The 25,155-nt window shown below is 65.6% G+C and carries 17 protein-coding genes; 2 read left to right on the top strand and 15 right to left on the bottom strand.

Annotated features, from left to right (window positions below):
* Positions 1 to 25 precede the first annotated feature (25 nt).
* From AC5P9L_RS08455 to AC5P9L_RS08445, 3 genes are read right to left on the bottom strand one after another with little or no spacing between them, the layout of a single operon-like run.
* Entirely contained in the window at positions 26 to 682 is a 657-nt protein-coding gene (locus AC5P9L_RS08455) for a type IV pilus inner membrane component PilO (protein ID WP_099484113.1), read from the bottom strand.
* On the bottom strand, positions 679 to 1,569 hold the full coding sequence (locus tag AC5P9L_RS08450) for a PilN domain-containing protein (protein WP_012481141.1): 891 nt from the start codon (positions 1,567 to 1,569) through the stop codon (positions 679 to 681). The genes AC5P9L_RS08455 and AC5P9L_RS08450 overlap by 4 nt, the downstream gene beginning before the upstream one ends.
* On the bottom strand, positions 1,569 to 2,627 hold the full coding sequence (locus AC5P9L_RS08445; protein WP_005410860.1) for a pilus assembly protein PilM: 1,059 nt from the start codon (positions 2,625 to 2,627) through the stop codon (positions 1,569 to 1,571). The genes AC5P9L_RS08450 and AC5P9L_RS08445 overlap by 1 nt, the downstream gene beginning before the upstream one ends.
* 219 nt (positions 2,628 to 2,846) lie before the next feature.
* On the opposite strand from AC5P9L_RS08445, the gene AC5P9L_RS08440 reads away from it, so the two are divergent.
* Both AC5P9L_RS08440 and AC5P9L_RS08435 read left to right on the top strand, forming a co-directional pair.
* Positions 2,847 to 5,270 carry a penicillin-binding protein 1A gene (locus tag AC5P9L_RS08440; RefSeq protein ID WP_495230602.1) on the top strand — a complete coding sequence of 808 codons (2,424 nt, stop codon included), beginning with the start codon at positions 2,847 to 2,849 and terminating at the stop codon, positions 5,268 to 5,270.
* A gap of 451 nt (positions 5,271 to 5,721) precedes the next feature.
* Positions 5,722 to 6,366, top strand: coding sequence for a hypothetical protein (locus AC5P9L_RS08435; RefSeq protein ID WP_060380571.1), 645 nt, complete (start codon positions 5,722 to 5,724; stop codon positions 6,364 to 6,366).
* A gap of 386 nt (positions 6,367 to 6,752) precedes the next feature.
* Here AC5P9L_RS08435 and AC5P9L_RS08430 read toward each other — a convergent pair whose 3' ends face one another.
* The 12 genes from AC5P9L_RS08430 to AC5P9L_RS08375 all read right to left on the bottom strand — a co-directional run bounded on the left by AC5P9L_RS08430 (position 6,753) and on the right by AC5P9L_RS08375 (position 25,005).
* Positions 6,753 to 7,496 carry a hypothetical protein gene (locus AC5P9L_RS08430; protein WP_227415644.1) on the bottom strand — a complete coding sequence of 248 codons (744 nt, stop codon included), beginning with the start codon at positions 7,494 to 7,496 and terminating at the stop codon, positions 6,753 to 6,755.
* A 69-nt stretch (positions 7,497 to 7,565) separates the two neighbouring features.
* Entirely contained in the window at positions 7,566 to 11,999 is a 4,434-nt protein-coding gene (locus AC5P9L_RS08425) for an ESPR-type extended signal peptide-containing protein (RefSeq protein WP_495230601.1), read from the bottom strand.
* A gap of 68 nt (positions 12,000 to 12,067) precedes the next feature.
* Positions 12,068 to 12,775 carry a pilus assembly protein gene (locus tag AC5P9L_RS08420; RefSeq protein ID WP_227415642.1) on the bottom strand — a complete coding sequence of 236 codons (708 nt, stop codon included), beginning with the start codon at positions 12,773 to 12,775 and terminating at the stop codon, positions 12,068 to 12,070.
* Between the two features lie 16 nt (positions 12,776 to 12,791).
* On the bottom strand, positions 12,792 to 13,877 hold the full coding sequence (locus tag AC5P9L_RS08415; RefSeq protein WP_495218084.1) for a CblD like pilus biogenesis initiator family protein: 1,086 nt from the start codon (positions 13,875 to 13,877) through the stop codon (positions 12,792 to 12,794).
* 50 nt (positions 13,878 to 13,927) lie between these two features.
* Entirely contained in the window at positions 13,928 to 16,654 is a 2,727-nt protein-coding gene (locus AC5P9L_RS08410) for a TcfC E-set like domain-containing protein (protein WP_227415640.1), read from the bottom strand.
* Between the two features lie 50 nt (positions 16,655 to 16,704).
* Positions 16,705 to 17,214 carry a CS1 type fimbrial major subunit gene (locus AC5P9L_RS08405; protein WP_012481149.1) on the bottom strand — a complete coding sequence of 170 codons (510 nt, stop codon included), beginning with the start codon at positions 17,212 to 17,214 and terminating at the stop codon, positions 16,705 to 16,707.
* Positions 17,215 to 17,732: 518 nt separating this feature from the next.
* Positions 17,733 to 18,821 carry a membrane protein gene (locus tag AC5P9L_RS08400; protein WP_012481150.1) on the bottom strand — a complete coding sequence of 363 codons (1,089 nt, stop codon included), beginning with the start codon at positions 18,819 to 18,821 and terminating at the stop codon, positions 17,733 to 17,735.
* Positions 18,822 to 19,186: 365 nt separating this feature from the next.
* Complete coding sequence (locus tag AC5P9L_RS08395) at positions 19,187 to 20,464, bottom strand: citrate synthase (RefSeq protein ID WP_005410870.1); 1,278 nt, start codon at positions 20,462 to 20,464, stop codon at positions 19,187 to 19,189.
* 296 nt (positions 20,465 to 20,760) lie between these two features.
* Entirely contained in the window at positions 20,761 to 21,003 is a 243-nt protein-coding gene (locus tag AC5P9L_RS08390; protein WP_005410871.1) for a type B 50S ribosomal protein L31, read from the bottom strand.
* 88 nt (positions 21,004 to 21,091) lie between these two features.
* Positions 21,092 to 22,030 carry a nucleoside hydrolase gene (locus tag AC5P9L_RS08385; RefSeq protein WP_005410872.1) on the bottom strand — a complete coding sequence of 313 codons (939 nt, stop codon included), beginning with the start codon at positions 22,028 to 22,030 and terminating at the stop codon, positions 21,092 to 21,094.
* 469 nt (positions 22,031 to 22,499) lie between these two features.
* Positions 22,500 to 24,611, bottom strand: a complete 2,112-nt coding sequence (gene recG / locus AC5P9L_RS08380; RefSeq protein WP_171956635.1) for an ATP-dependent DNA helicase RecG — start codon at positions 24,609 to 24,611, stop codon at positions 22,500 to 22,502.
* 7 nt (positions 24,612 to 24,618) lie between these two features.
* Positions 24,619 to 25,005 (bottom strand): RidA family protein, encoded by a 387-nt coding sequence (locus AC5P9L_RS08375; RefSeq protein WP_005410875.1) that lies wholly within the window; start codon positions 25,003 to 25,005, stop codon positions 24,619 to 24,621.
* Between the last annotated feature and the right edge of the window lie 150 nt (positions 25,006 to 25,155).

The following is a 25,155-nucleotide window of genomic DNA, read 5'->3' as shown; positions in this document are numbered from 1 at the left end:
CCGCAGCGTGCAAAGAAGGAACGGATCACTTGCTGCCCTCCTTGCCGGCTTCAGCCTTCTGCTGTTCCTGCACCTCGGTTTCGTCGAGATACCGGTAGGTCTTGACCGTGCCGGACAATTCCAGCGCACCGGCACGCGAACCACCGCCAGCCTTGTCCGCCGGCTTCAGGTTGATGTCGTGCATGGTCAGGATCACCACGCGCGGCAGCGAGGCCACGCCACTGACGAACGCACCGAACTGGTGGTAGCTGCCCACCATCTTCAGCTTGATCGGCTTCTCGGCGTAGAACTCCTTGACCTGCTCCTGTTCCGGTTCGAACAGCTGGCTGGTCAGGCCGCTGGACAGCGCGGTCTGCGAAATGTCGATGATCAGGTCCGGCATTTCGGTCTTGCTGGGCAGCTGCCGCAGCATCTGCTGCAGGACCTGCTCCATCTGCGCCAGCTGCTGCTTCAGCGGCCCCAGGTTCACCGCGCGTTCCTGCTGCTTGGAGAACTCGGTACGCAGATCGCTTTCCTTCGATTCCAGGCTGGCCAGTTCATCGCGCTTGCCGCTGATCAGCAGCATCCATGCAACGAACATGATGACCAGGGCCAGCAACGTACAGAAAACGATCTTGGCCTTCTGCGGCCAGTTGCCGATGTCGTTGAAATCCAGGTTCTTCAGATCGATTTTCTGGCTCATGCGCGACCCCCCTGCAGCGGGGCGTAAGAGGCCTGCGGCGGCTGCGCCAGGCGGCTGCCCTCAGGCCTGGCGGCCGGTGCCGGTGCGGCGGGCTGGTTCGGCTTGGCCGGTGCAGGTGCAGGCGCCGGCGCAGTAGCCGGAGCGCTGGCGGGCGCTGCTGCCGGGGCCGCCGCCGGTTGGGCCGGGGCCGGTGCTGTTGCAGCAGCCGGGGCCGCGGCATCGGGGCCGGCGGCAAGCGGCGCCACGGCAGGCGTCGCAGCCGGCGTGGTCGCCACGCTGCCATCGGCGTTCAAACCGGGGGTGCCGGTCTCTTCACTCTGCGCAGGCAGCTTCACCGTGACCTTGAACATGTACGGCAGTGCCTTGATGTCCGATACCGGGCCGGCTGCACTCTTGTCTCCGGCGCTGGCCTGGATGATCGACAGCTCCGGGTTGGTCATCCAGCCGGAGGTTTCCAGGTTGCGCATGTAAGCCGACACGCGGGCATTGGACTGGGTGCGTCCCTCGAGGGTGAGCATGTCCCCCTCCTGCTGCAGGGCGGTCAGCACCACGCCGTCGGGAATCGTGCGCACCAACGCGTCGAACAGGTGGACCATCTGCGAGCGCTTGGCCTGCAGTTCCTCGATCACCTTCTTGCGGGCCAGCAGGCGGTCCTTCTGCGCATCGAGGCGATCGATCTCCTTGTTCTGTTCCTTGACCTTCTCGATCTCGGCTTCCAGATAGGCATTGCGGTCCATCTGGCCGCTCACCTGCCGGTCGTAATAGAACCAGATCAGCAGCGACAGCAGCAGGCCACCGATTGCGGCCATGCCCAGCATTGCGTAGAACTCGCGCTGGCGTTGCTTGCGCCGCTCGGCGCGCCAGGGCAATAGATTGATGCGTGCCATCAGTCGAAGCTCCTCAGCGCCAGACCGGTGGCGATCATCAGCGCGGGGGCATCCTGGGCCAGCGCATGTGCGTTCACCTTCGGGCCCAGGGTCATCTGTGCCAGCGGGTTGGCGACCACGGTCGGCACGCCCAGCTGTTCCTCGACCATTTCCGGCAGCCCGCCCAGCACGGCGCAGCCGCCGGCCAGCACGATGTGATCAACGCGGTTGAACTCACTGCCTGCATAGAAGAACTGCAGCAGGCGGCTGATCTGCTGGACCGTGGCTTCCTTGAACGGCTCCAGCACTTCCATCTCGTAGCTTTCCGGCAGCCCGCCCTGACGCTTGGCCAGGCCGGCCTCCTCGTAGCTCAGGCCGTAACGGCGCATGATCTCGTCGGTCAGCTGCTTGCCACCGAACACCTGTTCGCGGCTGTACAGGCTGCGGCCGCCGCGCAGGACGTTGAGGGTGGTCATGGTGGCGCCGATATCGACCAGCGCGACCACGCCGTCGATGGACACCGGCAGCTCGCTGGCGACCAGTGCGTAGGCGTTCTCGACCGCGAAGGCCTCCACGTCCATCACCTTGGCCTGCAGGCCACCCAGTTCCAGGGCCGACTGGCGCAGTTCCACGTTCTCCGAACGCGACGCGGCCAGCAGCACCTGGACCATCTCCGGGTTGTTCGGGATCGCCCCGATCACCTCGAAGTCCAGGTTCACTTCCTCGATCGGGTACGGAATGTAGTTGACCGCTTCCAGCTCGATCTGGGCTTCCATGTCGTTCTCGTCGAGCTCGGCCGGCATCGGGATCACCTTGGTGATCACCGCCGACCCGGCGACGGCGGCAGCGGCCAGCTTGGCCTTGCTGCCTGAACGGTTCATCGCACGGCGGATGGCCTCACCCACGGCCTCCACTTCCACGATGTTCTTCTCTACCACCGCATTCGGCGGAAGAGGTTCCACAGCGTAATGTTCCACACGGAAACGATTGCCGCTGCGGGACAGCTGCAAAAGCTTTACCGCAGTCGAACTGATGTCGACGCCTACAAGCGGCGACTGACTTTTTGGGATGAGCCCCACGGTTTCTCCCCTGCCGACGGGCACTTGGACGCAAGACCTGCGCCCGAGCATTAATAACGTATTCTTAGCAAATGGCAACGGCCCTGCTGTGAAGTTCCTCACGGATTCACGATGCAGCCCCTGACTGTTCCCCTTGCGCTCCCCGGTGCCGACCCCAGCCGCCACCTTGCGTAATCTATACTCTGCGACCACGAAATTCGCAATCGGAATCTGAACCCGATGACTCGACTCCGCCGCTGGCTGCGCTGGATCTTCCTGATTGTCCTGGTCCTGGCGCTGATCGGCGCGGCCGCCGTGGGCGGTCTGTACTACGCTGTGTCCTCCAAGCTTCCCGACGTGCAGACCCTGCGCGACGTGGAAATGCAGGAGCCGATGTACGTCTATGCTGCCGACGGCAAGCTGATGGCGGTGTTCGGCGAGACCCGGCGCACCCCGATCACCATGAAGGACGTGCCCGAGCGCCTGAAGCAGGCCTTCCTGGCCACCGAGGACGCCCGCTTCTACGAGCATGGCGGCGTGGACTACATGGGCATCGGCCGTGCGGTGTGGCTGCTGGCCACCACCAACGACAAGCGCGTGCCGGGTGGTTCCACCATCACCCAGCAGGTGGCCCGCCAGTTCTTCCTCAGCTCCGAGTACAGCTACACCCGCAAGCTGGCCGAGATCCTGCTGGCGCGGAAGATCGAGTCCGAGCTGAGCAAGGATGAGATCTTCGAGCTGTACCTGAACAAGAGCTTCTTCGGCAACCGCGCCTACGGCGTGGCCGCCGCGGCCGAGTTCTACTACGGCAAGAAGCTGAACGAGCTGGACCTGGACGAGATGGCCTCGCTGGCCGGCATCCCCAAGTTCCCGTCCTCGGGCAACCCGATCTCCAACCCGGAGCGCGCCCGCCAGCGTCGTGACAACTATGTGCTGCAGCGCATGGCCGACCTGAAGTTCGTCAGCCAGGCCGAGGCCGACGCGGCCAAGGCCGTGCCGATGCACGCCACCGCCCATGAGCCGCCGGTGCAGGTCGACGCGCCGTACGTGGCCGAGCTGGTGCGCCAGGAAATGATCGCCCGCTTCGGCGGGGATGTGGTCAACAAGGGCTACCACGTCACCACCACCATCGACTCCACCCTGCAGACCGCCGCCAACCAGTCGGTGCGCGACGGCCTGCTGCTGTACGACCACCGCCACGGCTGGCACGGCGTGGAGAAGCAGGTGCAGGTGGGTGCGGGTGAAGACGCCGCCGCCCTGGCCGAGCACCTGCGCGGCATGTACGGCCAGGCCGGCCTGCTGCCGGCGATCGTCGCCAGCACCGGCGCCGATGGCAGCGCCACCGTGGTGCTGGCCAACCGCAGCGAGATCGTGCTGCCGGCCAGTGCCGCCAAGTGGACCAACAAGACCCCGGGCAAGCTGGTGCAGCGCGGCGACATCGTGCGCGTGCGCGCCGGTGCCAAGGAAGGTGAGTGGCTGTTGGACCAGATCCCGCGCGGCCAGTCCGCGCTGGTCTCGCTGGATGCCCACAACGGCGCCCTGAAGGCGCTGGTCGGTGGCTTCAGCTTCTCCGGCAACAAGTTCAACCGCGCCACCCAGGCCCGCCGCCAGCCGGGTTCGAGCTTCAAGCCCTTCATCTACGCCGCGGCCTTCGACAAGGGCTACAACCCGGCCTCGATCGTGCTCGACGCGCCCGTCGTGTTCCGCGACCGCCGCGGCAAGACCTGGGCCCCGCAGAACGACGGCGGCGGCTTCCGCGGCCCGATGCGCCTGCGTGAGGCGCTTGTGCAGTCGCGCAACCTGGTCTCGGTGCGCCTGCTCGATGGCATGGGCGTGGACTACGCGCGCAAGTACATCAGCGAATTTGGTTTCGCCGAATCCGAACTGCCGCCGAACCTGTCGATGTCGCTGGGTACCGCCTCGCTGACCCCGCTGTCGGTGGCCCGTGGCTACGCTGTGTTCGCCAACGGCGGCTCGCGCGTGGACACCTGGCTGATCGACCAGGTCAATGACCGCGACGGCAACCTGGTGTTCAAGGAAAACCCGGCGCTGGCCTGCCGCGACTGCGCCGGCAGCAGCGACCAGCCGGTGAACCAGGTGGTGGACGGCTTCAACTTCGGCGCCCCGGCCCCGAAGGTGGACCCGGCCGCTGCGGCCAAGGCCGAAGCCAAGACCGAAACCCCGGCCGCGCCGGTCAACCCCGATGCCCGCACCGCTCCGCGTGCGATCGACGCCCGCACCGCCTACCAGCTGGTATCGATGATGCGCGACGTCGTCCAGCGCGGTACCGGCGTGCAGGCCAAGGTGCTCGGACGCGAGGACGTGGGCGGCAAGACCGGCTCCACCAACGACCACCGCGACGCCTGGTTCTCCGGCTTCGGTGGCCCGTACGTGACCACCGTGTGGGTGGGCCGCGACGACTTCCGCTCGCTGGGTTACCGCGAATACGGTGGCAAGGCCGCCCTGCCGATCTGGATCGACTACATGCGCACCGCGCTGAAGGACACCCCGGTCGCGCAGAACGAACCGCCCAGCGGCATGGTCCAGGCCACGCTCAACGGCGCAACCGAATGGGTGAAGGTGGAAGACATGGACCGCCTGACCGACTACGACCTGAACCTCAATACGCCACAGGCCGACGCCGCCGCGTTCGATATCTTCTGAGGAACGGTCCGGTGGGTGCCAACCGTGGGTTGGCACCGATGCGGCCCTGGTAGAGGCCAACCTTGGTTGGCGCCTCGTGCCGACCAAGGTCGGCACCTACCAGAGCATCGGTGGGTGCCAACCGTTGGTTGGCACCGATGCATTCGCCGGGCACGGTCCCGCGCTGCTCTGGTAGAGGCCAACCTTGGTTCGCGCCTCGTGCCGACCAAGGTCGGCACCTACCAAAGCGTCGGTGGGTGCCAACCTTGGTTGGCACCGATGCATCCGCCGGGCACGGTCCCGCGCTGCTCTGGTAGATGCCAACCTTGGTTGGCGCCCCGTGCCGACCAAGGTCGGCACCTACCAGAGCGTTGGTGGGTGCCAACCGTTGGTTGGCATCTCCGCGCCATACCCACGCAGATGTCACATCCGTGCGCTAATCTGTAGCCAGGTCGCAACAGGGAGTCATCGCATGCACCGCGCTCGTCAGCATGCTGCCAGCCAGACCCGCGAGCGGCGCCACCGCCTCGCCCACGAAGCCGCCCGCCTGATGGCCGAAGGCGGCATCCGCGACTATCACCAGGCCAAGTTGAAGGCCGCCAGCCGGCTCGGCATCCACGACGATGCCTCCCTGCCCCGCAACACCGAGATCGAAGACGCCCTGCGCGAATACCAGCGGCTCTTCGCTGGCCCCCAGCACGGCAGCGAACTGCAGCGCCGCCGCGAGGCCGCCATGCGTGCGCTGGAGTTCCTGCACGGCTTCTCCCCGCGCCTGGCTGGCCCAGTGTTGGAGGGCACCGCCGACGCCAACAGTCCCGTGCAGCTGCACCTGCACAGCGACGACCCGGAAGCCGTGCACCGCTTCCTGGACGAGCACGGCATTCCCGCCGAATCGCGGACGCGCCGCCTGCGCATGGACCGCGAACGCTGCCTGGACGTGCCGGTGTGGGTGTTCAGTGCCGAGGAGCTGACCTTCGACCTAGCGGTGCTGCCGTACGACGCCCTGCGCCAGGCCCCACTGTCACCAGTGGATGAGAAGCCGATGCGACGTGCGTCCGTGGCGCAGTTGCGGCAGGTGCTGGCCGAAGCGGAGATCAGCGCGTACATCGGCGGATGACGGTAGCGCCGGCCCATGGCCGGCGAGCGCAGCGGTACCTGCCAGTGATGGGTGCGGACCGTTGGTCCGCACCGTGCTTCAGGTATTTCGATTGCTGGCCGGAGAGCAGTCGAGCACGGCTCGACTCTACAGGAGCGTTGCACCGTGTTCGGTAGGTGCGGACCGTTGGTCCGCACTGTGCTTCAGGCATTTCGATTGCTGGCCGGAGAGCAGTCGAGCACGGCTCGACTCTACAGAAGCGCTGCACCCGTGTTCGGTAGGTGCGGACCGTTGGTCCGCACTGTGCTTCAGGCATTTCGATTGCTGGCCGGAGAGCAGTGGAGCACGGCTCGACTCTACAAAAGCTGCGCTACCTGCGCTGGCAGATGACGCCAATCTTGCTCCCACTACCAGACAAAACGAGTATCGCGCAGCGGGTCGCTTAACAACCGCGGCAACCACGGGGCAGGAGCTCGCTGCGGATACTCCCGCATCATCTGTGCATGCATGACCTGCAGGCCCCGCAGCAACCCGATCTGGTCATAGATGTCGTTGAACCCATCCGACCACCCGCTCTTCACACGCTCATGCTCGTCTGCCTCCAACGGCGGCATCTGGTCCAGCGGCACCTCCAGGACTGTCGACAGCGCCGCGTTGATCTGCGCGTTCTCAACCCCCGCCTGGCGCACGTAGTCCAATCGATCGAGGACCCGCCGGCAGTTGTACGGGAAGCACCCGCCCGTGGCGGTGATGTAGTCAGCAATATCCGCCAGCATGTCGGCTTTCAGCCGCCACACCACTTCGCTGTCCATCACCTGGCGTACCCGCATCGTGCGCAACGTGCTTGCCCGCACCTCTTCCGGCGTAGTGAACGGGGCCCCCGGCGTGCTGCCCGCGTGGCGCACCAGCACGATGCGATGGATCGCCTCGCTGGTGACGCCGTCGATCCGCAGCGCCGCTGCCTGAGGATGCACGCGCGGCGGCGGCACGCCCAGCATCTGCCACAGGTACCACAGCACCAGCAGCAGACCGGCGATGCATAGCCCGCTCATCAGCGTCCACAGGTCCAGGTTCCGGGTGTAGTAGCGAAAGCGCGCCCGCCAGATATAGAACGTGCGATAGCTGACGATTCCACTTACCCATCTGTACATTGCCTTCTCCTCGGCAAGGACCCCGGCGCGGCGGGGTTCATTACGCGCACCACGCCGGGGCCGCATGGCTTACCAGCCGATGCCCACGCCGACACCCATGCTGCGTTCGCCGCTGTTGGTGAACGCGCCATTGAGGCTGAAGGTGGCCGAGCCCTTCTCGTTGAGCACACGCTGGTAGCCCACCGCCATCGCCGACTCACCCTCGCTGTAGCCCACGCCCGCACCCAGGCGGTTGTAGGTGGCCAGGCCGGCGGTGTTCATCGCCATCGCGGTCTGCGCGCTGCTCATCGCCGCCATGCGGTTGAAGCGCTTGTCCATCTTGTCCAGGCGACGCTCGAAGTTACTGATCGCGCCATCGGTATACTCGTTGGCGCGTGCCAGCATCTTCTCCAGTTCAGCGGTATCGACCTGCGGCTTCGGGGTATCCTCCTTCTTCGTCTTCGGCTGCGCTGCAGGTTTCTCACCCTCGCCGACCGACGCCACCTGCTGGCCGCCTTCGGCCTGCGGCACCGGCGCTTCCGGTTCGGGCACTGAAGCCACCGCCATTGCCTGCGGCTGCGGCGCATCGATGCGCTGCTCCAGCCCGTCCATGCGGCCGTTGAGCTGCTGCTGCATCGAATGCAGCTGGCCACCATTGACCGCATCACGGCTGCCGGCCGCGATCAGGCCATTGGCCACGTTGGAAATGACCATGCCGTGGGTTCCGGCCAGGGTGAGCTGGTTGAGACCGTCGGCGCGGACGGAGGGCGTGTCCTGGAACACGCTGCGCAGCTGCGCCTCGACCTGGTTCACCCGCGAGCGGTTGCTGACCACTGCGCCGTCGAGCGCTTCCAATGCACCATTGAGCGTGGACTGGGACTGGCCCTGCACGGTGAAGCTGGGACCGACGATGTTGCCGTTGGCATCGACCTCACCGCCGAGCGCAGACAGCGCGCCGCGCAGCTGGCCGACGGTGGCGGCGTTGTGGTTGGCGGTGCCGCTGGCGATGTTTACGAGGCGGCGCCCCACTCCTGATGCACCAAAGGAAGCGGTGCCGGCATCCGTGGCCTCAGAGCCGGCCCCAAGAGCGAGAGAACCTTCAGCCCCCAATGAAACCTTGGCTCCAGAACCTACTGCAACGCCATTGGAAGCGTGAACATTCGAACCTGCTCCCACTGCAAAGCCATTCACCGCCATCTCAGAAACACTGGATGCACGACCAAGTGCGATTCCATTCCGCCCCAGAGATGTGGCAAATGCGCCTACTGCAGTTGCACCCTCCCCATCCGCTCGAGCAGAGTCGCCGATTGCAACGCCTAGTCGGCCGGCAATTGCATCTCTACTAAGACCATCAGTATCAATTTTGAAGAATCGCGCCTGCTTCTCAATCGTTGAGACTCGGTCGCTGACGCCATGCAGCTGTCCGCCATTGACTACATCCCGACTGCCGTCTGAAACCTCTCCATCTGACACGCCAGTCAAACGCGCACCGCCGTAGTCGATGACGCTCGCATCCAATCCACGCATCGCCTGCCGCCCCATCTCCCTCTCCTTGCGCATCGCCTCCAGATCATTCCGATTCTGCGAGATCTTCTGCTCTGCGGCGTACAACTGGCTACCGGTCACGGCATCACGGCTTCCTGGCGCTACCCGACCGTCAGCCAAGTTGGTCAGCACCATCCCGTTCACGCCACTGAGCGCGATCTGGTTCATGCCATCGGCACGGGCCGAGGGTGTGCCCTGAAAGATCGAGCTGAGCTTGCCCTCCACCTTATCCGCGCTACGGCTTGCAGTGATGACGGCACCATCGAGTGCCATCAGCGCATCCTCGACGGTGTTCTGCGTTCCACCCTGCACCGAGTAGGTCGGTGTGATGATGTTGCCGCTGGCGTCCATACCCGCGCCAGCGCCGAAGGTGGCGAGTGCGTCCTTGAGCTGAGAAACCGTGGTCGCGTTGTGGTCGGCAGTGCCACGAGCGACATTGGTAAGACGACGTTGGGCTTCGGCGCTACCAAAAGATGCCGTGTAAGCCTCATCGGCGACCGAAGAATCTCCCAGAGCCAATGCACTGGTCGCCCCCTTCTTGACAATACTGTTCGACCCGAGCGATACACCACCCACTTCTTGGACTGAAGCGAGAACACCTAGAGCAAATCCATTGTCCGCAGCCTCATTTACCCGCGCAGCCCTGCCCAAAGCAACGGAGTTCTTACCGAGAGCTGCGGAGAAGCTACCGACGGCAACTGCGCCCTCACTTGAAACTGAGGCCTCGGCGGAATCACCAATAGCGACACCAATCAGTCCTGCTCGAGCTGCTCCTTGAGGTCCACCTTTGCCACTCGCAAAGTATCGAGAGCTCTCAACAAGACCTTCTATTCCCTTCATAGCTTCGTCCGCAACAGTCTTTGCCGCCTGCGCAGACTGCTCTACGATATACAGTTGACCACCATTCACCGCATCGCTGCTGCCAATCTCCACCAAGCCATCCGCCACACCACTGATCTTCCGGTTGGCATCGGCGCTGTTGCGAACATCCAACGTCGTTCCGCTGTTCTTCTCACCCAGACGCACATTGCCAGTCGCAGACACTTGTGCCACAAGCCCGCCAAGCGCTGCAGTCTCGACCAACGCCTTGGCTGCATCCGTCTTTGCCGCCGCCGCCTCTGTGCCCGCAGCCCTGGCAATACTCTCCACCGCCGCCACCTTGTCATTAGTGGCATTGAGCTGCCTGCCGTTGAGGGCCTCGTAGCTGCTGGCGCTGACCACCCCATCTGCCACGCCGGTCAGTTTCCGGTTCGCATTGGCGCTATTGCGCACATCCAGCACCGTTCCGCTGTTTTTCTCACCCAGGCGGACATTGCCGGTTGCAGACACCTGCCCGACCAGGCCGCCCAGCGTCACGACCTGAGTCAGCGCGTTGCTCGCATCAGATTTGGCCTCTCCCGCAACAGTCTGTGCCTTGGCAACATTCTCATTGGTCGTGTTCAACTGCCTGCCGGTCACCGCTTCCGTGCTGGAGGTGCTCAGCGTGGCATCGGCCACACCGGTCACCTTGCGGTTGGCATTGGCACTGTTGCGGACATCCAGCGAGGTACCGCTGTTCTTCTCGCCCAAGCGGACACTGCTGGTGGACGAAGTCTGGCCGATCAGGCCGGTCACCGTGGTGACCTGGGCCAGCGCCTTGCTGGCATCAGCCTTGGCCGCATCCGCAGCGGTCTGCGCCTTGGTGACATTACCATTGGTCGTGTTGAGCTGGCGTCCGTTCACAGCGTCGGTGCTGGTCGTCGTCAGCGCGCCATCGGACACGCCGCTCACCTTGCGCGTGGCCAGCACCGCGTTGCGCATGCTGACTTCCGAGCCGGTGTTGCTGTTGGCGATGCGTACGATGCCGCCTGCGGAATCCTGCTTGATCATGCCGTCAACCCGCTCGTTCATGGCATGCAGCTGCTTACCGGTGACCGCATCGGTGCTGGAGGCGGTGACACGACCATCGGCCACGTTCACGATGCGACGGCGCACCGAGGCGCTGCCTACCGACACCGTATTGGCTTCCGTGGCCACCGAGCGGACACCCAGGGCTACAGCGCCCTGTGCGGACGCAGACGCCGCATAGCCCAGCGCAACGCCGTCGATGTACGCGCGCGTATCGCCGCCGATGGCGATGGCACCGGTGTAGCCCAGGCTTCCCGCACGGGCACCGCCACCGATGGCGACACCACCCGTGCCTGCACCGGTGTCGACCATTGCCTTGGCACCAAGCGCCACCCCACCAGCACCGTTTGCGATCGTGCTCGCGCCCAGGGCAACTGCGTCCTCCTGCTGCGCCACGGAACTCAACCCCAGGGCGATGGCATTTGTACGGCTGGCAGACGCCTTTGCACCAACCGCCATCGAACCCGCGGCCGAAGTGCTGGAGTTGGCACCGAGCGCAAGGGCATCCACGCCACGCGACGACGAGCCGCTGCCGAGTGCGATGGCATTTGCTGCCCTGGCCTCTGCCTTGTTCCCCAAGGCAGTGGCACCAATGTAGGCGGCATAGGCATTGGCACCAACGGCCACGTTGTGGCCGCCATCAGCGGTGGTTCTGGCGTTGTAGCCCACCGCCACGCTATCCACGGCATAGGTGCTTGCCTTGAATCCGAAGGCAGCGCTGTTCTGACCGTTGATCCGGGCACCAATGCCAAATGCGGTGGTGTTGTCGCCTTTCATGTTCACGCCTGCGCCGTAGCCAAGCGAGTTCAGGCCGTTGGTCAGTGCATAGCCGACGAACATGGTGTCGTCATAGCGGCCAGCAATGGGCGAGCAGGAAACAAACTCGCCATTTCCCAGATTGAAGGGATCGCACCCAATGTAGTAACGGGTCTTGGCGTGCGCATCCCCGCCCGCCAACAGCAGCGCGACCATCAGCAGTCCACCGGCGCCGGTTGCGCGGCTCGATTTCCTGCCACAGGGCCTGGTCAACTCGCTGGCCACCTCCCAGCAGCCTTTGGCGTGATTCCAGATACGACGATAGATTCGATTCATGTGTTTCTCCTTAACAGGACAAGGAAAGTGAGGCCCCGTTCCGGGCACGGGGCGGGCAAAGTGCGGGCTCAGGTCGCCGTCGGTTCGATCGTCCGCACGTGTTCGCGATAGCCATCGCGGGTGAGCCGGTAACGCAGTTGCAGCGAGTTGCCCGGCTGAAGCTGGAACGGCAGCGTCAGTGCGGCATCGGGATAGAGGCTGTGCGACACGGGGTGTGGCGTGCAGGTGCCCGCGGCCGTGCACTCCTCGGCACCGATGATTCCCACGCGCAGCGTGCCGGTGTTGTGCAGCGTGTTGTCCTGGAGGCGCAGATCCACCACACCGTCGTCGGGGGTGACGTTGACCAGCGCCCCCCAGACCAGGCTGACGCCGATGTTTGCCTGTGCGCCTTCGCCGTCTTCGAGGGGAGCGTCATCCGGCCCGCGCACGCCTTCGAAGTAGAGGCGGTAGGCCGTTTCCTTCTGGACCTGCTGCAGCGGAATCACCCGGATCAGCCGGTTGCCGCCGCCGGAAAGTGCGAACTTGCCGGGGGTGATGGCAATCGCCGCATCCGAGGCTTCCATCTCCTGTTCTTCTTCGGCAGGCGTGGCAGGATTGACGATGCGCCGCAGGCGGGTCTGCACGTACTGCGGAATGGTCGACTGCGAGTACACGCGGATCTGGGTGCCGCGCTTGGCATCCACCGCTGCGCGCATCGGGTGGATGGAAAGGTTGGCGCGTGCCGGCAGTGCAAGCAGGGCGCTCACCGGCAGCAGGCAGAACAACAGCTTCTTCATGGCAGGCTCCTCGGGATCAGGGTTTGGCGGTGGGGACGTCGAGCACCACGGTCAGCTCGCCCTCGTACAGGCCGGGGCGCTGGCTGGCGACAGGGGTGGGCGGCGTTTCCAGGGTCAGCGGCGTGGGCACGCAGTACACCGGCTGGCTGATGCCCGGCAGCATCACCAGCCGCAGCTGTGCGCTGTCGATGCCGCGCAGCTGCTGCTTGACGTTGTGCTTCATCGCCAGGCGATGGCCGCCGTAGTCCAGGTGGACCCGATAGTCCAGGCGCTGGCTGGCATCACCGCCTCCATCGCGGTGCCAGAGCGAAAAATCCGAGCCCGCAGGTGGGCGGGGACCGCTGTCGCGAACCGTGACGTCGAGGTACTCGCTCTGCGAACCCAGGCCGTCGTACAGGCACATGTCCAGTTGTTTCCTGCCACCCACGACCTTCTGGATGGGGTCGTAGCGCAGGTCGAGATTGACCAGCGGCGCGACGGTGTCGAAGGTCGGGAAGTAGATCGAAATCGCGTCGTAGTCGGTGACGGTGAAATCGAAGTTGAAGACGTACTTCGCCAAATGCCTACCTGGTGGCATTCTTAGATTAAGTACGAGACTACCTTTCCAACGGCCAGCCACCAGGCGTGCAACGCTATCCCCAGCAATTGAGACAGCCAGACCCGTACCGACCGCGTAGTCGATGCCACAAGGCCTGGAATGCGACGACCAGATCGCATATCTGGTATCTCGCCAGTAGTCGAGTGAGCAAACTTGGATGGAATCCGCTCTATAGATTGAGGCAGCGAAATTGATCGCTCCCGGGGTTCCCGTACGCTCTTCTATCGCACGCACCGGTATCACACTCGTTACACCACCACTTTCTGCCTCCGTGTCTTCGGTACGGCACATTCCAGATGCGGGATCAGTGGACGATTCACACGTCAGAAATAGCTCGCCGTACTGCTTACTCAGATCTATGTCGTACGCGATCAAAGTCTTTGGCGCCCATATCTCAATATCTCCGGGCATCGCTGAGCGATCCCAGCTCATGACAATGTCCTGGGTAATGACGCCACTGGGCGGATCGGTATCCGGAGGCCGTTGCGCCCATGCCTGCGGCATCACCAGCACCAGCGCACACACCAGCATCAACACGAACATCCAACGCCGGTTCATGGCGTACCTCCTGCAGCAGCGGTCCGGGGCGTGGCGGCAATCAACGCGCGTTCCTGCAGCAGCCGGGTCACGCGGGCCTGCTGGCGGATCTCGGCCGGCAGCTGGGCCACGGCCAGCGGCTCGCAGTGCACGGCGCCGACCAGCAGCACCACCTGGCGGCGCTCGCGCACCTGCAGCGGGCAGTGCAGCAGGCGGTCGTCCTGCAACAGGTACAGCGTCGTTTCGCGACGCGGGAAATCGGCGACGAAGCCGCCGTTGGCGCTGGTGCCGGGCACCGGCGCGTTGAGAATGCGGGCGCCGCCCAGCGGCGCACCGGCCAGGTCGCGGGCATGGCCGATGAAGGTGTAGGTCACTTCGATCGGCACCGGCATGCGCATCAGCTTGCCGGGCGTGAGGAACATCGGTCGTGCACCGCCCACGCCGGTCACGCGGATGGCGGCGATGCTGTCCAGCGTGCTGGCGTCCTGCACTTCGGCACGTTGCGATTGATAGGCCGGCAGCGGCAGCAGCCGGCGTTCGCCGATCTGCAGGCGTTGCCTGCGCAGCCCGCCCACCTGCAGTTCGGCGGCCACGCCGCGCAGGTCGGCGTCATCGGTATCGGCCACCTGCACGGCGAGGCCGGCGTCGGCGCCGTTGGCACCGCTCCAGTAGAAACCGCGACGGCCGAGCGCGAAGCCGGAGCTGTGTGCGCCGCTGTAGCCGGTCTCGCTGCGGCCACGCTGCTGGTAGCGCGCCACGCTGGCGCTGGTGTGGCCGATGCCATTCTGCAGCTGGCCACCCAGTGAAGCGCTGTAGCGCTCGTTGTTGTTGGCGCGCAGCTCGGCGGACAGCTCGCGGTACTGTGTATCCAGTTCCTGGCGCAGGCTCTGGCCGACGCTGTAATCGATCGCCGGGCGCTGATGCTGCGGCTGGCGCACGTCCACCGCGTAGCGGCGCTGCCCATCGCCGGCAGCGCTGCGGTGCCGACGGCTCAGGCTGAGGTTGACGTAGATGCCACGGTCGCGCTCGGTGCTGCCACGCAGGCTGTCGGTGCTGTTCTGCCGCCACACGCCCACGCGCGTGGAGACACTGAAATCCTGCCAACGGTGGCTGCGGCTGAAGCTGGCCTGCCAGGTGCGGCTGAGCAGCGGCTCGCGGCGCGGTTCCAACGGCCCCGGCGGCAACAACGGCTCAAGCCCGAACAACGGATCCTGCTCGAACGCCGGTCGGTGCCAGCCGGTGCGCCAGGTCTGGCGCCGGGTGTAGCCCACGTAAACATTGCCGCCCGCCAGCGGCAGCGACATCGAACCACTGAGCGCGTTGGTGCACCCCAACTGGTCGCGCGCCTCGGCCTCGAACTGGCAGGCCTTGCCACGCATGCGCTGCTGGTAGAGGTTCCACGACGCCGTGCGCCGGTACGACAGCTGGTGCTGCTGCCCATTGCTGCCGTCGCTGCCGCGCATGCCGCTGAAGGTGACGCGGACTTCCTGCGTGGCCATCACCCGGCGCAGGTCCAGGCGCAGCTCACCGTAGCGGTGCCCGCCGAACGTGGCGGCACCGGCGGTCATGGCCGCGTCGCGGCCCAGCGGCACGCGCACGCCGGCCATCGCGATGCGCTCGCCATCGAAAGCATCGCTGCGGCGTTCGTTGCGGTGGCCACCCTGCACGAACCATTGCCACTGGCTGTTGGTCCAGTCGCCGCCCTTGTCGAAGGGCGCCTCCTCGGTGCGCACCAGCACACCGTCCTCGTAGATGCGCATGCGCACCAGGTAGTTGCCGAACGGGAAATTGCGGGTGTCGATCTGGTTGATGCCGGCCTGCAGGTAGAAGGTCTGCAGCAGGCGCTCGCCATCGAACACGTCCACCCGCGCATCGCGCGCCAGCAGCACGGTCAGCGGGCTGGCCTGCACCGCCGCGTCGGTGTCCACATAGGCCTGGGTGGTACCGAGGCGTGCGCCCTGGAAGCGGTCCAGCGGCAGCATGCTGAAGCTGAAAGTGCCGCCCTGCGGGCTGGACAGGTTGCGGCGGTCCATGCGCCCGGCCTGCAGGTAGTGCGCCGGCCCCAGGTCGTGGCGGTAATAGACGTTGTCGAACTGGAAATCGTCGTCGCTGTGGCTGCGATAGCGCTGCTGGTTGTAGTACCACTCGGCCGACAGGTGGCCGCGATCGAACAGGCCCAGCGTGCCGACGCCGCGTGCCGACAGCGACTGGTAGTCACGGCCACCACTGAGGTTGAGCGTCTGCTGATGCAGGAACGCGTTCTCGGCATTGGCGGTGACCGTGTGGAAACGCTCGGCGGCAGGCTTGCCGGGAATCCACTGGCGCGCCACGAACAAGCGCACCGCGCCCTCGCCTTCGTCATACAGCGCGCGCACCTCGTCGGGAGCTTCCGGCGGATCGATGTAGCCGCAGCCGGCACTGGCACCACCGAAGCGGCAGGCCAGATGGCTGTTGCGCGGCAGCGGCTGCGACAGCGCAGGCAGCAGGGCGGCCTGCGCCTCGGCAGGCAGGTCCAGTGACTGCAGCACGCGCGCGGGATCTTCCAGCTGCACGTGCTCCAGGGTCACGCGCACCGGCGACAGCCCGGCCGAGCGGCCGAACAGCTGGATGTCGAGTTGTTCGGTCTGGCCTTCGACCAGATCTTCAAAACCGGGCGGGACGCCGCGCGCGGCCGCCAGCGGAGTGGACAACGCCAGGGCGAGCGCGACCGCCAGCCGGGTGACGGCGGGGGCGTGTAGGGTCATGGGGGCACCGCTGCAAGCGGCCGGCCCGGGATGCGGGCCGGCGCGGGGGATTACGGCGTAGCCGCCTTCTGGTTCAGCACGACGTTGACCAGGCCGCTGTACGCGCCCTTGGTGAGGATCGGCGCCGGCGTGGTCTGTGCGATGGTCAGCGGCATCGAGATCGAGGCGCCCGGGGTCGAGCCCGCACCGTTGAACAGGTCAGCGGCCTTGTACTCGATGGCGGCTGCACCCAGCGCGCGGTTGTTCAGGCTGATGGTCATCGGCACGGTCACGGTGCCGGTCTCGTTGGCCAGGAAGAAGCTGCCATCGATACGCGCTTCGATATCCGCCTTGTCATCGTTGGAATGGATACGCACGCGCTGCGTGTTCGGAATCAGGCCACGCAGCGGATCGTGGGTCAGGGTGACCATGTCCGGCAGCGGGGTGCCGTCATCGCGCAGCAGCGCCAGGGTCGGGTCGACGTCGGCGTAGACGGAGATCTTGGTTTCCACGGCGTGCGCGGACAGCGAAGCAGTGGCCAGCGCTGCAGCGAGCGCGGCCTTCTTGATAATGGCGTGCATGGGTGTCTCTCTCGGACAGGGGGAATATGAAAGCCCCCCTCCCCTAAGGAGAAAGGGAGGGAGGCGCCGCCCGCAGAGGTGGTTGCGGGCGACGGAGAGAATGTTAGGAATCCATTGCCATGCAGGCCATTCAAGCATTCCTAAAACGTTGGAGGTTAAGGAGGATTCTTGAAGGCGCTCAATGTTTGAGGGTTATGCAAACTCCCTCACTGCTTGAATGCAATAAACCTCATTGCCTTGGGTTTGTAGAGTCGGCTGTTAGTCGACTGCTCTTCCGATACTGCGCGAAGCACACACGCTGCGCGCGTGAGTCGAGTACGGCTCGACTCTACAGCGGGTCATCCACGCATGGCGTGGATCTGCTGGATGGCATCAGGCCGCCCTTCGGCGGCCTGATGAGACATCGCGTTGGCGCACGATCAGAAGAAGATCGCGTACAGGATCAGCAGCGGAATCGGTACGCCCAACAACCAGAGCAGAATCATTTTCATTGCAGGTCTCCTTGCGTGGAAGGCGGGTTACAGATCGCGGCGGCGGCCGCCCCAGGTGGCGCTGAGGCTGGCGAAGAACGCACCGATCAGCAGGGTGATGAACAGCCACAACGCGGCATAGGCGGTCGCCTTTCGGGCATCGTCGGCGGCCTGCTTGGCAGTGTTCCTGGCCTTCTCCAGCGCCGCACGCATGCGCGTCTGCACATCGGTCACGCGCGCCTGCGCTTCGGCCGGGCTCATGCCGGTTTCGCGCGCGATCAGCTGCGCCAGGTACTGGGTGTCGGCCGGATCCAGGCCATCGCCCTGCAGGCTGTTGACGATGATGCGGTTCACTTCGGCACGCACTTCGCGGCGGTCACCCATCGGGCCATTACCCGGCATCGGGCGCGGCGGCAGGCCTACGCGCACATCGCGCGGCCCGACGCTTGCAGCCGGCGGCGGTGGGGCCGGATCTGTCGCCGCCACGCCGGACGCTGCATCAGGCGCGCCCGGGGCCGGCGGCGCGCCTGCAGCTGCCGGACCCGCATCGGTAGCGTTGCGGAACAATGAATCCACCCAGTAGTTGAGGTCGCCTTCCGGGGCCGCCGCGGCAGTGCTGCCCGCGCCCGCGGCAGCAACGCCGGCCGTGGATGCGGCAACGCCCGCGGCGGCACCGGCCACCTTTGCGCCGGCGCCCAGCACGCCACCGATTGCCGATGTGAGCAAGCCCGCGGTCAGCAGCGTGGCGACGGCCCACGACACGAAGCCATGCGCGGTATCGCGGAAATAGGTTTCATCGCCATGGATCTGCGTCCACTTGGTACGCAGGCGGCCCGCCAGATAGCCACCCAGGCCGGACGCGGCCAATGCGGTGAAGGTGAGCCAGATGATGCTGGACCAACCGAAGGTCTCTTTGCTGACGCCTTCGAACGACCATGGCGACACCGACGACAGGCCGAGGCCAACACCGAGGATCAGCAGGATGAGGGAGAGTGCAGCGGCAGCGGTGGCGCCAGCGAAGATCGCGCCCCAGGAAACGGCGCTTTCGCTGGGAGGGGCGACGATCGGGGCGGTGACGACGGCGGCGACGTCAGGGCCGAGCGGTCCGCGCTCGGGTGGGTCGAATCGGGTACTCATCGGGATGGACGCTCCATTTCAGGTGCTGCGGATGCAGCTGGCGTCCTGAGGCTGCGCGAGCGCTTGTGAAGCTGGCGAGACCCTTGAATCACGCGGTCTTGGCACGATGAAGCGCGTGCCAACCAAGGTTGGCACCTACCGAAGGCGGGTGCGGCGGTAGATCCGCGCCATGCGTGGATGGGAAAGCGTGCCAACCAAGGTTGGCACCTACCGAAGGCGGTTGCGGTGGTAGATCCGCGCCGTGCGTGGATGATTTTTCGCGGGCGCCGAAATCGTGCGGACCAACGGTCCGCACCCACCAGGTCCGCTCAAAAAAAAACGCCCCGCGGATGCGGGGCGTTCTCGGCACAACCTACGCGGGGCGATCAGCCCTGGTAGTCGCGCACGTCGCTGCCGGTGTAGACCTGGCGCGGACGGCCGATCTTCATTTCCGGATCAACCTGCTGTTCCAGCCAATGCGAGACCCAGCCGGAGGTACGGCCCAGGGCGAACATGACGGTGAACATTTCGGTCGGGATCTGCAGCGCCTTGTAGATGATGCCGCTGTAGAAATCGACGTTCGGGTACAGCTTGCGGGCGACGAAGTACTCGTCCTGCAGGGCGGCCTGTTCCAGCTTCACGGCCACGTCCAGCAGCGGATCCTGCACGCCCAGCTGCTTGAGCACCTTGCTGGTCATCTCGCCGATGACCTTGGCGCGCGGGTCGAAGTTCTTGTAGACGCGGTGGCCGAAGCCCATCAGGCGGAAGCCGGAGGTCTTGTCCTTGGCCTTGACCACGGCGGACTCGACGTTGTCGGCGCTGCCGATTTCTTCCAGCATCTTCAGCACGGCTTCGTTGGCACCACCGTGGGCCGGACCCCACAGCGCGGTGACACCCGCAGCAACCGACGCGTACGGGTTGGCACCGGTCGAACCGACCAGACGCACCGTCGAGGTCGAGGCGTTCTGCTCGTGGTCGGCGTGCAGGATGAACAGCAGGTCCAGCGCCTTCACCACGTCCGGGTTCAGGTCGTACTGGCCGTCAGCCGACTCGAAGGTCTGCTTCAGGAAGCGGCTGACGTAGTCCAGCGAGGTGTCCGGCTTGTTGGCCGGCAGGCCCTTGCCATGGCGGTAGATCAGCGCCGACAGGGTCGGCACCTTGGCGATCAGGCGCACGGCGGCCTGGCGGCGCTGTTCGGCGTCGGACAGGTCCAGCGAGTCGTGGTAGATGGCCGACAGCTGCGCGATTGCAGCGGCCAGGATGGCCATCGGATGGGCATCCTTGGCGAAGCTGCCGATCAGGGTGTTGATCGACTCATCGACGTTGGCTTCGGCGGTCAGCTCATCGGTGAAGGCCTTCAGCTGCTCGGCGCTCGGGCGCTCGCCGTTGATCAGCAGGTAGGCCACTTCGACGTAGCTCGACTTTTCCGACAGCTGTTCGATCGGGTAGCCGCGGTACAGCAGCACGCCCTTGTCGCCGTCGATGTAGGTGATGGCGGACTTGCAGCTGGCCGTCGCGGTGAAGCCGGAATCGTAGGTGAAGAACCCCGTTTCCTTGGTCAGCTTCGCGATGTCGACGCAGTCGTTGCCAAGGGTGGGTTTGATGACGGGCAGAACGACCGACTTGTCGCCGGCGTTGAGCGTGACCTGATCAAGATCGGACACTGTGTGCGCTCCTTCATGGGAAGGCGCCTGCCCAAGCGCATTGGTCAGGCACGTGAATGACGTCCTCGGCCTGTGCCGGGGATCAGGTCATTATCGCACAGCAGCATTTGCCCGGCGCTAGACAGAAGTCGTATACGACAGGCAGCCAGACACCGGCCGTTGAGCGGCCCGGATCGGCAAAAGCGTTGTCACACGAACGCAGTGTTCCGTCCATCCAAACGCCCGTTGGGTTGGCGTTGGGGAAAAACAAACGGCCGCGCAGAGCGCGGCCGTTGGTTCGAAGCTGGATCGACAGATCAGCGCGCGTAGCGCTTCTGGAACTTGTCGATACGGCCCGAGGTGTCGATGACCTTGTGCTTGCCCGTGTAGAACGGGTGCGAAGCCGAGGAAATTTCAACCTTGACCAGCGGGTATTCGTTGCCGTCTTCCCACTGGATGGTTTCCTTCGTCGCCATGGTCGAGCGGGTCAGGATCTTGAAATCGGAGGTGACGTCATGGAAGACGACGTCGCGGTAGTTCGGATGGATATCGGCCTTCATGGGCTCACACCGTAAATGGGCTGGTGGTCAAGAGCGGCATTATAAGCACCGGTTGCCGCCCGGGGCAACCGGTGCCGGTCAATCGACGTCAGTCCGCACCCAGGGCCTGGCGCACCAGGGCCTCGAAACGCTGCTGGTCGTAGGCCATCAGCAGATCGCAGTTGTCCGGCTGGCCGGTCTGGCGGTTCCAATCGACGATGGTGGCGCCGCGGCTGAACGTGCCGTTCAGCTCCACGTTCAGCGGGCGCGACTCGACCCGCAGCTGCCCTTCCGGGTTCAGCGCCCAGGCCATGGCCACCGCATCGGCGGTGTACCAGCGCCCGCCCTTGCTGTCTTCGGACAGGCCACGGGTCTTGCGCGAGATCAGTTCGTAGAAGCGGGCGCGATCGGAATCGGCCTGCAGCCACTTCTCGGCGTCCTGCAGCGGCAGGCCATGGGCGACAGTGGCCTCCCAGTCCGACACCAGCAGGTGCTTGAACGAGGTGAACACCACGTGCGCCGCTTCCGGGTCGAACGCAATGTTGAATTCGGCCGCCGGGGTGATGTTGCCGTGGCAGGTGACCGCGCCGCCCATCACCACGATGCGCTTGATGCGCTCGGGCAGGGTCGGGTCCAGCTTCAGTGCCAGGGCAAGGTTGGTCAGCGGGCCCAGCATCACCAGCATCAGTTCGCCGGCGTGCTCGTGCGACAGGCGCAGGATGGCCAGTGCGGCGTGTTCGGCTTCAGCCTGGCGGCTCGGCGGCGGCAGGTCCACGTCGCCGTAGCCGTCACGGCCATGCACGTGGGCAGCGTCAACGGAGGGATGCAGCAGCGGATCCGGGCTGCCGGCAAACACCGGTACGTCGGTGCGGCCGACGATGTCGCAGAGCTTGAGGGCGTTGCGGACGGTGTACTGCAGGCCGACGTTGCCGGCGGCGATGGTCAGGGCGACCACGTCATGCCGCTCGTCGGCAAAGGCCATCAGCAGGGCCAGGGCGTCGTCCACACCGGGGTCGGTGTCGATCAACAGGGGGATCTTGTGGGTCATCGTTGCCGTCTTCAGATCGGCAACGAAGTGTGGACCGGGATGATGACCGTTGCAAGTACGGGGGTTGGGGTTCGGCAGGGCTGCGCCCTGCACCCGCCGAATCAACGGCAAACGCCGAATCAACGGCAAAAGCTGGTTTCCTGGGGGATGGCGGGGTGGGTCCGGTTGCGGGGGACGCTGCAAGTACGTCCATGTAAGCTCGGTCGCCGCATCCATGCGGCTCACGCCCCCGCAACCGGATCCACCCCGCCTTCGACAGATTTCCGCGGCTGTTGATGGGTGTCGACCTTGGTCGACACATCCATGCAATGCGTGGATGAACATGGAAATGATCCAAAGCGCTGTCTGTAGAGTCGAGCCTTGTCCGACTCCCGCGCGCAGCGCGAGGTAGATCCACGCCATGCGCGGATGAGCATCCCGGAAATGGGGTCAGAGCCCTTTGCTGTGCAAAGGGCTCTGACCCCGCCACTTACGCCGAGGCGTAACGCACGGCGGTGCCGATCCAGCGCTGCACCACACGATCGGCCAGCGCGGGTTGCTGGGCCAGCAGGCGCTCGGCCAGGTCGTGCACGCCGGGCAGCAGGCCGGCGTCGCGGGCCAGATCCGCGATGCGGAAGCCGGCCAGGCCGGTCTGCCGCGTACCCAGCAGCTCGCCGGGGCCACGCAGCTCCAGATCCTTTTCTGCAATGACGAAACCATCGTTGGTTTCGCGCATGGTCTGCAGGCGCTCGCGTGCCATCTGCGAGAGCGGTGCCTGGTACAGCAGCACGCAGCGCGATACCGCCGAACCACGGCCGACGCGGCCGCGCAGCTGGTGCAGCTGGGCCAGGCCGAGGCGTTCGGCGTTCTCGATCACCATCAACGAGGCGTTCGGTACGTCCACGCCCACTTCGATCACGGTGGTGGCCACCAGCAGGTCGATGTCGCCGGCCTTGAACGCCACCATCGTCGCCAGCTTTTCGGCGGCTTTCAGGCGACCATGCACCAGCCCCACGCGCACGCCCGGCAACAGCGCCTGCAGCGATTCGTAGGTGGCCTGCGCCGGGGTGGCATCCAGTTCTTCGCTCTCCTCGATGAGGGTGCACACCCAGTACACCTGCCGCCCTTCCTGGCAGGCCAGTGCGATGCGCTCGATCAGCTCGGGACGACGATCGTTGTTGAGCGCGACGGTCTGCACCGGGGTGCGGCCCGGCGGCAGTTCGTCGATGGCCGACACATCCAGGTCCGCGTATTCGGACATCGCCAGCGTGCGCGGAATCGGCGTGGCGGTCATCACCAGCTGGTGTGGCACGCTGTTGCCGCCTGCGCCCTTGTCGCGCAGCGCCAAGCGCTGGTGCACGCCGAAGCGGTGCTGCTCGTCGACGATGGCGAGCGCCAGATCCTGGAACACCACCGCCTCCTGCATCAGCGCGTGGGTACCAACCACCACCTGCGCTTCGCCGCTGGCGACCTGCTCCATCACCTTGGCGCGCGCCTTGCCGGTGACTTTGCCGGCCAGCCAGGCGATGCGCACACCGAGCGGCTCCAGCCAGCCGCGCAGGTTGTTGAGATGTTGTTCGGCCAGCAGCTCGGTGGGCGCAGCCAATGCAACCTGCTTGCCCTGCTCCACCGCCAGCATCGCCGCCAGCGCGGCGACCACGGTCTTGCCGGAGCCCACATCGCCCTGCACCAGCCGCAGCATCGGGCTGGGCCGCGCGAGGTCTTCGCGGATCTGCTTGAACACGCGCGCCTGCGCGCCGGTGAGCGCGAACGGCAGCTGCTTCAGCAGCGCCTTGGCCAGCTTGCCAGGACCGGCCAGCGGCGGCGCATGGTGTGCCTGCAAGGCAATGCGCTGGCGACGCAGGCTGAGGTGATGGGCCAGCAGTTCTTCCATCGCCAGGCGACGCTGCGCCGGGTGGGTGCCGGCGGCCAGCGCGGCCAGATCGGCATCTGGTGGCGGCCGGTGCACGGTCAGCAGCGCGCTGCGCAGTGACGGCAGCCCGAGGCCATCGAGCCAGCCGCTGGGCAGCAGTTCCAGCGCGCTTTCCTCGGGCAGGCGGTCCAGCGCCTGGCCGATCAGCTTGCGCATGGTCATCGGACCGACGCCTTCGACGGTGGGATACACCGGGTCGAGGCGGTCGCCGAGTTCGGGATCGTCGTTGCGGCCCAGCACCTGGTAGCTGGGGTGGACGATTTCCAGGCCGAGCTGGCCCGGTTTGGGCGTGCCGAAGCAGCGCAGCCGGTTGCCGACCGCGAACTGGCCGACCTGCTGCTGGCGGAAGTGGAAGAAGCGCAGCACCAAAGTGCCCCGCCCTTCGTCTTCCACCGCCACTTTCAGCATCGGCCGGTAGCGCATGCCGCGCTCGACCGCGACCACCCGCCCTTCCACCTGCGCCGGTACGCCGTTGCGCAGGTCTTCAATGCGGGTCAGCCGGGTCCGGTCTTCATAGCGCAGCGGCAGATGAAGCCAGAGATCCTGCAGGGTGGCCAGGCCACGCGCCTGCAGTTTGGCGGCCACGGCCGGACCGACGCCCGCGAGCATCGCCAGGGATGCTTCGCCGGACGGTGACAGGACCGGGGTGACCGCCGCCTTGCGTGCCACGTGGCGGTCAGTCGATGACCATCACCGCGTCGACCTCGAAGTTGGCGCCCTTCGGCAGGCCGGAGACTTCGATGGTGGAACGGGCCGGGTACGGGGCCTGGAAGTAGTCCTGCATGACCGCGTTGACCTTGGCGAACTCGCCCAGATCGGTCAGGTACAGGCCCAGACGCACGACCTTGTCCAGCGAGCCACCAGCGGCTTCGGCCACGGCCTTGAGGTTGTCAAAGGCGCGGCGGGCCTGTGCTTCGACGTCGCCGGCGCCGACGATGTCGCCGGTGGCCGGGTCGAGCGGGATCTGGCCGGAGAAGTACACGGTGTTGCCGGCGCGCACGGCCTGCGAGTACGGGCCGATGGCGGCGGGGGCCTTTTCGGTGTTGATGATCTGGCGGGACATGGGTCGCTCCGGTGCTTGGGGGAAAACAGAGCGGTGATTGTACCGGGTGGGGGAGCATCCACGCATGGCGTGGATCTACCGCACCGCTCCGGTAGTGCCGGCCGCTGGCCGGCAACCTCATGAACATCGGAAGCACCGCGACGTTGCCGG

It is taken from the genome of Stenotrophomonas sp. YJH_SMC_64, from assembly GCF_059371375.1.
Note: the sequence above shows the minus strand (reverse complement) of the source record. Positions and strands in the feature narration are given on the sequence as shown.